The sequence below is a fragment of the Lysinibacillus sp. fls2-241-R2A-57 genome (genome assembly GCF_030209535.1).
In the GTDB taxonomy this organism is placed as follows: Bacteria; Bacillota; Bacilli; order Bacillales_A; family Planococcaceae; genus Lysinibacillus.
This window is the reverse complement of record NZ_JARVRU010000172.1, coordinates 1-8,987: the sequence shown is the minus strand read 5'-3', so window position 1 is coordinate 8,987 and position 8,987 is coordinate 1. Positions and strand designations below refer to the sequence as shown.

At 35.9% G+C, this 8,987-nt stretch carries 6 protein-coding genes and 2 pseudogenes; 3 read left to right on the top strand and 5 right to left on the bottom strand.

Features of this window, described 5'->3' with window-relative positions; all coding sequences use genetic code 11:
* Nucleotides 1–572 (top strand): annotated as a pseudogene (locus QRN68_RS22445) (IS4 family transposase); the annotation flags it as partial.
* Between the two features lie 265 nt (nt 573–837).
* Here the strand turns inward: QRN68_RS22445 and QRN68_RS22440 are convergent.
* The 5 genes from QRN68_RS22440 to QRN68_RS22420 are packed head-to-tail and all read right to left on the bottom strand — an operon-like array spanning nt 838 to nt 6,508.
* Nucleotides 838–2,646, bottom strand: coding sequence for an oligopeptide ABC transporter substrate-binding protein (locus QRN68_RS22440; RefSeq protein WP_285399320.1), 1,809 nt, complete (start codon nt 2,644–2,646; stop codon nt 838–840).
* Between the two features lie 16 nt (nt 2,647–2,662).
* Nucleotides 2,663–3,562, bottom strand: a complete 900-nt coding sequence (locus tag QRN68_RS22435) for an ABC transporter permease (protein WP_285399319.1) — start codon at nt 3,560–3,562, stop codon at nt 2,663–2,665.
* A 36-nt stretch (nt 3,563–3,598) separates the two neighbouring features.
* Nucleotides 3,599–4,561 (bottom strand): oligopeptide ABC transporter permease, encoded by a 963-nt coding sequence (opp4B, locus tag QRN68_RS22430; protein WP_285399318.1) that lies wholly within the window; start codon nt 4,559–4,561, stop codon nt 3,599–3,601.
* 1 nt (nt 4,562) lies between these two features.
* Nucleotides 4,563–5,498 carry an ATP-binding cassette domain-containing protein gene (locus tag QRN68_RS22425; RefSeq protein WP_285399317.1) on the bottom strand — a complete coding sequence of 312 codons (936 nt, stop codon included), beginning with the start codon at nt 5,496–5,498 and terminating at the stop codon, nt 4,563–4,565.
* Nucleotides 5,495–6,508: an ABC transporter ATP-binding protein gene (locus QRN68_RS22420; protein WP_285399316.1), complete on the bottom strand. Its 1,014-nt coding sequence runs from the start codon at nt 6,506–6,508 to the stop codon at nt 5,495–5,497. Before QRN68_RS22420 ends, QRN68_RS22425 begins: the two co-directional genes overlap by 4 nt.
* Before the next feature lie 939 nt (nt 6,509–7,447).
* Between QRN68_RS22420 and QRN68_RS22415 the strand changes: the two are divergent.
* Both QRN68_RS22415 and QRN68_RS22410 read left to right on the top strand, forming a co-directional pair.
* Nucleotides 7,448–7,669, top strand: a pseudogene (locus QRN68_RS22415) (MBL fold metallo-hydrolase); the annotation flags it as partial.
* A gap of 710 nt (nt 7,670–8,379) precedes the next feature.
* The coding region (locus QRN68_RS22410; protein WP_285399315.1) for an RNA-guided endonuclease InsQ/TnpB family protein at nt 8,380–8,987 on the top strand (608 nt) is incomplete at its 3' end.

Genomic DNA, 8,987 nt, shown 5'->3' with positions numbered 1-8,987 from the left:
TGGTCGATGACAAAGAATGCATGTACGTCTTTGACCGTGGTTACTTGGATTATGAGCGCTTCGATCGTATGACAGATGATGGATTCTTCTTTGTCTCACGTCTACGTAAAAATGCGGTAATACGTGTACTTGAGCCAATTGAGCTGCCTACAGATTCTAAAGTGTTATCCGATGAAATGATTGTGATTGGCACGACGCAAAATCGTGCTGAAAATCTGTTCCGTCTTATTAAAGTATTGGATACGAAAGGTAATGAGTTACATCTCATTACCAATCGTTTTGATATAAGCGCTGACGAAATTGCGGAGCTGTATAAATCGCGCTGGGCAATTGAGTTATTTTTCAAATGGATGAAGCAGCACTTGAACATCAAGAAATTTTACGCGTAAAGCGAGCAAGCTGTGCATAACCAAGTGTACATCGCCATGATTGTCTACTGCTTAAATGTGATAGCTCAGCTGGATACGAGTAGTACACGAACGTATTTACAAATTAGTCGGTGGTTAAAAGCCGCCCCATGGAAACCCGCACATATTTGGATTCGAAAAATCGAAGGAAAAGCGATTCCATAAAGGTTTTCACATTTCTGTCGCCCTCGTCAAAGGATATAGTAAAAAAATGGATGTTTACTACCCTCTGCTCAAGTGTCTTCGTTTTTATTCTAAAAAGATAAAAACAAAAAACAGAAAATTCAGTTAAAATTTTTGCGACGGTAGTGATTTATCAGATATAAATAATATGTTGATTTAGTTTTTCAAAACAATACTTGAGTTGGAAATATTATTTTAAAAAACAGCTTTTCTTGTGAGAAGAAAAGCTGTTTTTTTTGATTTTAAACTATTTTAATGGTTGATCAGCTACTAATTCTATTGTTTGAAGATTTTCCATAGTACCATTCTCATGAGATGCATCGTAATTTTTCACGCGTTTGTTTACTGGAATGATTTCCGTACGGAAGTACATTGGAATTGTCGTTGCCTGTTCGCTCATATATACTTGCCATGTACGGAATGCTTCTGATCGGAATTTTGGATCCATTGCCTTTTCCGAATCAATATCTGCTAACATTTTTGTTAAATCGGCAGTAACATAACGACTAAAGTTAAATTCTGCACCCTCACTATATAAGCCTGCTGGTGATGGGTTTGTACCTGTTTTCCATGCAGCCATAAACATATCGATTTCTGGATCATCAGCCTGTACTTTATCATAGAAGCTGTTGAATTCAATCAGACGGCCAGTAGTTAATTCTACATTTAACCCAACATCCTTCCAATTTTGGCGATAGTATTCAGCAATTGCTTCATCTGTATCTGAACCAGACATTGCTGCTAAACGAATAGTGAATTTTTTCCCGTCTTTATCTTCACGGAATCCGTCTCCATCTTTATCCTTATACCCAGCTTTATCAAGTAATTCTTTAGCTTTTTCAGGATCATAGTGATAGCCCTCTAACGTATCATCATAGTAAGACGCAAACACTGGTGGAATTAATGAATTTGCCCTTACACGTAGACCTTGATAGAATTTTTCTGTAACAGATTCAATATCCATCGCATACCCAATCGCTTGACGTAAATTTACATCATTCATTTTTGACTTCTCATCAAAAATATTTTTACTGCTCGCTTTATCGTATTTCCCTAATTTAAAGCCTACATAAGAGTATGACAACTCAGGTCGACTTAAAGTTGATATATTAGACAGATCTTTTATACCATCATATTGATTTGTTGGGTATTGATGTGCAATATCATATTTCCCAGTTTTCATAGCTTCACTAATTGAAGTTGAAGGAACAACTTCGATAACTACTTTATCTAACTTTGGCTTGCCTTTGTAATAATGTTCATTCGCTACAAGCTGAACAGACTCTCCATTTACAATTTTGTCAAATTTAAATGCGCCAAGTGTTACAGGATTTTTACGAACTGCATCTGAAGCAATTAGGGCGTCTTTAACAGGGATTGACTCTAGCTGATGCTTTGGTGCTGCATAACCCCATAATCCATCCCCAATTGAATAAATAGCTGGTGACACTTTCTTCAATGTAATTTCAATTGATTTTTCGTCAATTTTTTTAATACCAGAAATTGTTTTTGCCTTTCCATCATGATATTCTTGTGCTCCAACAATATTTTGGAAATCGTCATCATAGCGTACGCCGTCGTAATCCGGATGACCAATAATTTCGTAAGGATAAATTAAGTCATCAGCCGTTAATGGTGTACCATCAGACCATTTAACATCCCCTTGAATGGTAATCTTTGCTTTCTTATTATCCTTATCGACCTCTAATTTTGCAATACCTGTATCTTTTACTTGGAAATCTCCATCCAATTCAAAAAGTGTGTTTGATGCGTATTCCATGATTTTGCTATCGTAAGCATCATCTGATAATTCCTGAATGAAAACTCCTTTAAAAGGAGTATCCGTTACAAGCGCTACCTTTAAAGTACCGCCTTTAATAACATCTCCTTCATTTGTTACGTCCACAGGAAGCGCATTTGTTTCCACTTTTGTTTGTGACGGTTTGTCTTTGTTGCCATCATCCGTTTTAGCCGAATCTTTATCAGCATTATTGCAGGCTGCTAATACAAACATCACTGCAAAAATAACGGATAGTAATAACCAATTTTTTTTCATCTTAAATCCTCCCCTTTTATCCCATTCTTTGTTTTACGTCAGCTGCACGACGAAGTGCTTGACCGACATAATTTATACCAAGCATCAAGATTAGAATTAATATTGATGCGGGCAACCACACCCACCACTTTGTAGATAGTACAATCGGATTCGTTGCGTAGCTTACAAGAGTTCCTAAGCTAGGTGTAGATGGTGGTAAACCAAAGCCTAAAAATGATAGACCTGTTTCAATACCAACATTCCCTGCAAAATTTAATGTTAACTCCACAATTAGCAACGAACTTAAATTTGGTAATATCCCCTTAAACATAATGGCAAAATCACTAGTTCCCATTGTTTTAGAGGCATTCACATAATCACGGCGTCCTTCTGATAAGGCTTTACTACGGACTAACCGTGCTGTCCCTATCCATTGGAAGGCACTTAATATTAAAATCAACTCAAAAACACCATATTTAGGAATAATTGTAACTATCACGATTATAATCATTAACGTTGGTAATGTCATGAGAAAATCGATGATACGCATAAATAAATTATCAATAAAGCCGCCATAGTAGCCCATTATAATACCGAGTGCAATCCCTATTGTATTAGCAATAAGCGTAATAGCAATCGCAATTAAAATGGAGTTTTTCGCACCGATAATAAGCTGCCCTAGCATATCGCGCCCAGCCTCATCAGCCCCAAGGAAATAACCATTTACACCTGGCTCTGTATAGCGCTCTAACAATTTGATTTTTAAAATTTCATCTTGGTCCAAAATCATTGCCATAATTAATATCGTAATAATCAGTAAATTTATACCGATAAATGAAAATAACGCTAGCTTATCTTTTCGAAATTCACGTATTACAACTTGTATCCCTGTTGGTGGAGTACTTTCAACTGTCATTGTGTCATTTTTTTGTTCCATTCCTATTCACCTCTCCTTAAACATTAAATTTAGCAGTTAGTCTATGCGGATACGTGGATCAACAATGCTCATAATAATATCTGACAGTAGACTACCTAATAATGCTAAGAAGCCATAAAGCATAACGAGAGCTGTAATCACACTATAATCGCGACTCGTTATAGAATTGATGAATAATTGCCCCATACCTGGGAAGCCAAAAATTGTTTCTATGAAAATTGAACCACCTAATAAGCCCGTAATTGTAAAACCTAGAAAGGCTGCAATCGGCAATAAGGAATTGCGGAAAATATGTCTTCTATAGATTCTTTTCATCGGTACACCTTTACTACGTGCTGTTTTTACGTAATCCTGTGTCTTAGCATCGATAATTTCTGAACGCAAATATTGAATAATCGTTGTCGTACCTAAAATTGCATATGTCATCGCAGGTAAAATTAAATGATAAATGCGATTCCAATAATATTCCAGCGTTCCCGGTTCTACACCTACATCAACTGTCCCACTCGTCGGGAACCACGCTAAACGATAACCGAAAATATATAAGAAAATTAAACCCAAGACAAAAGTCGGTATCGCGTAGCTTATAAAGCTATAAAGGGTAATCGACTTATCAAGCAATGTATCTTGCCTGCGCCCCGCAATCATTCCTAATGGAATAGCAATCGCATAAACGAGAATCGCACTTAGTAGAGCGAGCCAAAATGTATTTAATGCGCGCTCACCAATCAGTGTGGACACCGCAATTTTATATGTATAGCTTTGTCCAAAATCTCCTTGCAAGGCGTTAGTTATCCAATGGTAATATTGCACATACCATGGGTCATAATATCCTGCCTGAATTCTCAATTCTTCGATACGTGCAGGGTCTGTTTCAGGTGTAATCAATCCTGTAAATGGATCACCCGGCATTTGCTTCGCCAAAATAAAGATAATTAGGCTTAGCACAAACATTTGAGGAATCATCAAAAGTGTTCGTCTAACAATCGTTTTCCACATTTTATATCCCCCCTGCCATCGCAACCATATGTGTTTCTGAAATGGATTTTAGCGGGTATACTTTTCCATTCTCATCATAATATTGATGCTGCTCTTTCTGATAATTCTCTTCTACTTTTTGTCGAATTAATTTCCGTTCCAAGCGTGTCTCTGGCTCAATATTTGGAATGGCAGATAAAAGACGTTTTGTATAAATATGTTGTGGATCCCTATATATATCATGTCTCGTACCCGTTTCTACGAAGCGTCCTTTATACATAATGGATATATGATCGCACATATGTTTTACAACACCTAAATCATGTGAAATAAATAAATAAGTAAGCCCATACTCATTTTGAATATCTTTCATAAAGTTTAGCACCTGTGCTTGTACGGATAAATCTAGTGCAGATACAGGTTCATCAGCAATAATCATTTTGGGATTACAAGCAACAGCTCGCGCTATTCCAAGACGTTGCTTTTGACCACCAGAAAATTCATGCGGATATTTTAACAATACATCTTCAGACATACCTACAATGGCTAGTAACTCTTTTATGCGCTTACGCTCCTCTTGATCACTAAGCTTCATAAAATTCCGGATAGGCTCAGCTAAAATGTCTAATACCCGTTTTCTAGGATTCATACTTGAATGAGAATCTTGGAAAATCATTTGAATATCTTTGTTATAAGCTGAATTACGATTTCTACGCTGGTTTGTAACATCCTCACCTTCATAGAAAATTTGACCTGACGTGATTTTTTCTAAACCAATAATGGCCTTTCCTGTCGTGGATTTTCCAGACCCTGATTCTCCTACTAACCCATATGTTTTTCCTTTTTCAAATTCCATTGTGACGCCATCAACCGCATATACCTTATCGATTACTGTATTAAAAAAGCCCCCTCGAATTGGGTAATGAACGTTTAAATCGTTAATTTGCATAAAGCTCATACAGCCCCGCCTCCTTCTTCACCTTCTAAATGAAAGTGTTTCCAGCAGGTACATCTAACAAAATGACCTGGTGCAATTTCATGTAATTGTGGTTTTCTTTCATGTGCAGATGCATCTATCCACGGTATTCGTGCTGAAAATCGGCAGCCTTCCCGAGGTAAATTCTTCAGAGATGGCACCATACCTTGAATAACTTCAAGTCTCTCATTTTCACTATGTGTTTGTGGGATAGAATTCAATAGAGAACGAGTATAAGGATGTTTAGCATTATTAAATAATTCCTGAACAGGTGCTTCTTCTACTACTTCACCTGCATACATCACTGCAACTCGATCAGCCATTTCTGCCACAACGCCTAAATCATGGGTAATTAAGATAATACCTGTTTCGGTTTCTGACTGTAGTGCTTTTAATAGATCAAGTATTTGAGCTTGAATAGTCACATCTAGAGCAGTTGTCGGTTCATCTGCTATTAAAATGGATGGTTTACACGACAATGCAATGGCAATCATGACGCGTTGACGCATTCCTCCAGACAATTGATGAGGGAATTGTCTTGCCACACGCTCCGGATTAGAAATACCTACTTGATTCAATAATTCTATTACTCTCTCCTCACGTTGTTGCTTTGAGAGTTTTGTATGATACACTAGCCCCTCTGCAATCTGTTCTCCTATCCGCATTAACGGATTAAGAGCGGAAAGTGGATCTTGGAAGATAAAACCAATATCATTACCACGTAAACTATTGAATTTCTGCTCATTTAGTTGCGTTAAATTTTGATTATTATAAAGAATGTCACCTGTTACCTTTGTGTTAATTTCATTGTGCAAGCCTACAATAGTAGTTGCTAATGTACTTTTACCACAACCAGATTCCCCAACGATTGCTAATACTTCATTCTTTTTAAGCGAAAGCGAGACATCCTCTACAGCAGCGTGGTAAGTTTCTTTAATTCGGAAACTTGTAGTTAGATTTCTAATTGTTAATAGGTCATTTGCTGTATTCAAACAATCTCTCCTCCATATTCAATATTCTGAAAAATGATTATACTTACGGTTTCAAATTTATTTCAGAATTATATTTATTGAAATATTCGTTTACACCTCCATTTACATTTGTAAACGCCTTAATAATTTTTTTACTTTTTCAGCCAACCAAAATAGATGATAGAATTGTCTGAAAATTAATCGTAATATTATTTTATATGGAAATAATACATTAAATCAAGTACATTTTTTGAAATATTGTAAATATACAAATAAATAAATCCCATACATCTTAATCAAATAATCTTATTAGCTTAATTATTTCTTTACTTAATTGTTTGTTTCTTTTTTAACCCTTTAACTACACTCTTCGATTTTTGTTATCTAAATATAATATTTTTTTATAAATAATATTTTTCATTTCTAATAAATACACTTAAATTTCTCGATTAATTCTATATAACAGTTAAAAATCATCATTTTTCATCATTATACAAAAATCCCCATTTTAGTTATTTTTATTTTCAATATATAGTTTTCTCATTTAAAGCGTTAAAAACTTAAAATCATTATCGCTACACTGAAAAAGTAATTTTGGGATATCTTTTTTCTAACCACTTACGTACTTCTTGATTACAATTAATATATTTTTTCTAAAAAAATAATTAACTTTATAAATAATATATGTAGAATTAAAGGAAAAATATGATAAAAATTCGAATAATAGCAACATAATCACTTATGCCTCAGCATAATTGCGTCTGGAATCGGCATTGTGCTTGCACAAAAAACTCCTTTCCGGATCCGTAACATCCACCGGAGATTTTGGCCAACAGATGTTTTTTGTGCGAAAGCGAAGCGGCAGCAACAGATGTTTTTTGTGCGAAAGCGTAGCGACAGCAACAACAGATGTTTTCGAAGTTAAAATTTGATTAATTAATTTAAGGGGGCGTATTTTTAATGATTAATATAGTAGATTCTTGGTTTACAGTAGAAGAAATTAATGAAGAAACGTTTGCAATAAGCGAGTATGGGCATTGGGAAAAAGTCCATTCATTTTTACTTATCGGGACAGATAAAGCTGTTTTAATTGATACTGGTTTAGGAATCGATAATATCGAAAGGATTTGTAATCAACTAACCTCTTTACCTATTACGGTCCTCACTACTCATGTTCATTGGGTAACTAAACTGTTACGATAAATTCAGACAAAACTATACAAGTCTGTATAGAAGCATAGATTTATAACAGAATACCCTTCGTATCAAGCGATTGGTGCGAACTCCACGTTAATTGCTTTTAACTCCTAAAGCCTTGTGACCAACGCGGAGCTGGAAACGGCAGACGTAACGGTGCGAAAGCAGAAAAAACAACAAGGATGGCATAAGCTGAAAAAAATCACTCAGTGTCCGTAAAGGATCATCGTGACAACGGAAAACGGTGGCGCTAAGTGCTTTAGCAATGGATGTTTAGCAGCGAAAGTCCTAAATCTCTAATGAGACAAGGAAGACGTTCAACGACTATCTCCTTGAGGGAGAGTAAAACCACAAGCGAATGGCGGAAGAAAAATGTGGCTCTTATCAGGAAGATAAGATGAAGATATAGTCTGCGCTTATGTGAAAGCATAAGAGGTCTACTCGTGAGAGAAAGACTGCATGAAGGGTTGCGCCTTCGTGCGAACAAGAAAAATAAATACAAATTTAGGAAATGTTAACGCACCTCTCTAGATATGGTAATATGCTGTTAAAATAGCGAAAGAGAGGTGGTACACATGGAATTAATGTCCATTGAAAATTTGCTAAACGTGTTGGTGTAAATGCTGTCTTTGCCAATAGATTATACGTTCAACGGTCGAAGAAAACTAAACGATTGATTGACGAGGTGAAATACAATGATCCTGGCGACAAAGATAAGACTAAAACCAACTAAAGAACAAGAGGTTTTGTTTTGGAAGTCTGTGGGGACTGCGAGATGGGCTTACAATTATTTCTTGGCTGAAAGCGAACGTATTTATAACGACGAGAAGCGTACAGTCAAAGAAGGAGAAATTCGTAAGAAAATTAATAATGAACTGAAACCAACAACGCATAAATGGCTAAAGGAAGTCGGAAGCAATGTGATGAAACAAGCGGTGAAAGATGCCGATATTGCTAGAAAGCGTTGGTTCGAAGGCATTACTGGAAAGCCAAGGTTCAAAAGCAGACGAAGAAGTAAAGTTAGTTTTTATGTAAATTATGAAAGTTTAAAACGAACAAGTGAAGGTTTTAGAGGTGAAAAGATTGGTATTGTAAAAACTTGCAATGCACTTCCTAAGCTTAAAAAAGGTCATAAATATTCGAATCCACGCATTTCATTTGACGGACGAAATTGGTTCTTATCCATTGGCTATGAGCAAGAATTTGAGCCATTTGATTTGACAGGCGAGAGTTTAGGCATTGATGTCAGTATTGAAAAATTGGCAGTTTGTTCTGATGGTGAGTACAAAGAGAACATCAACAA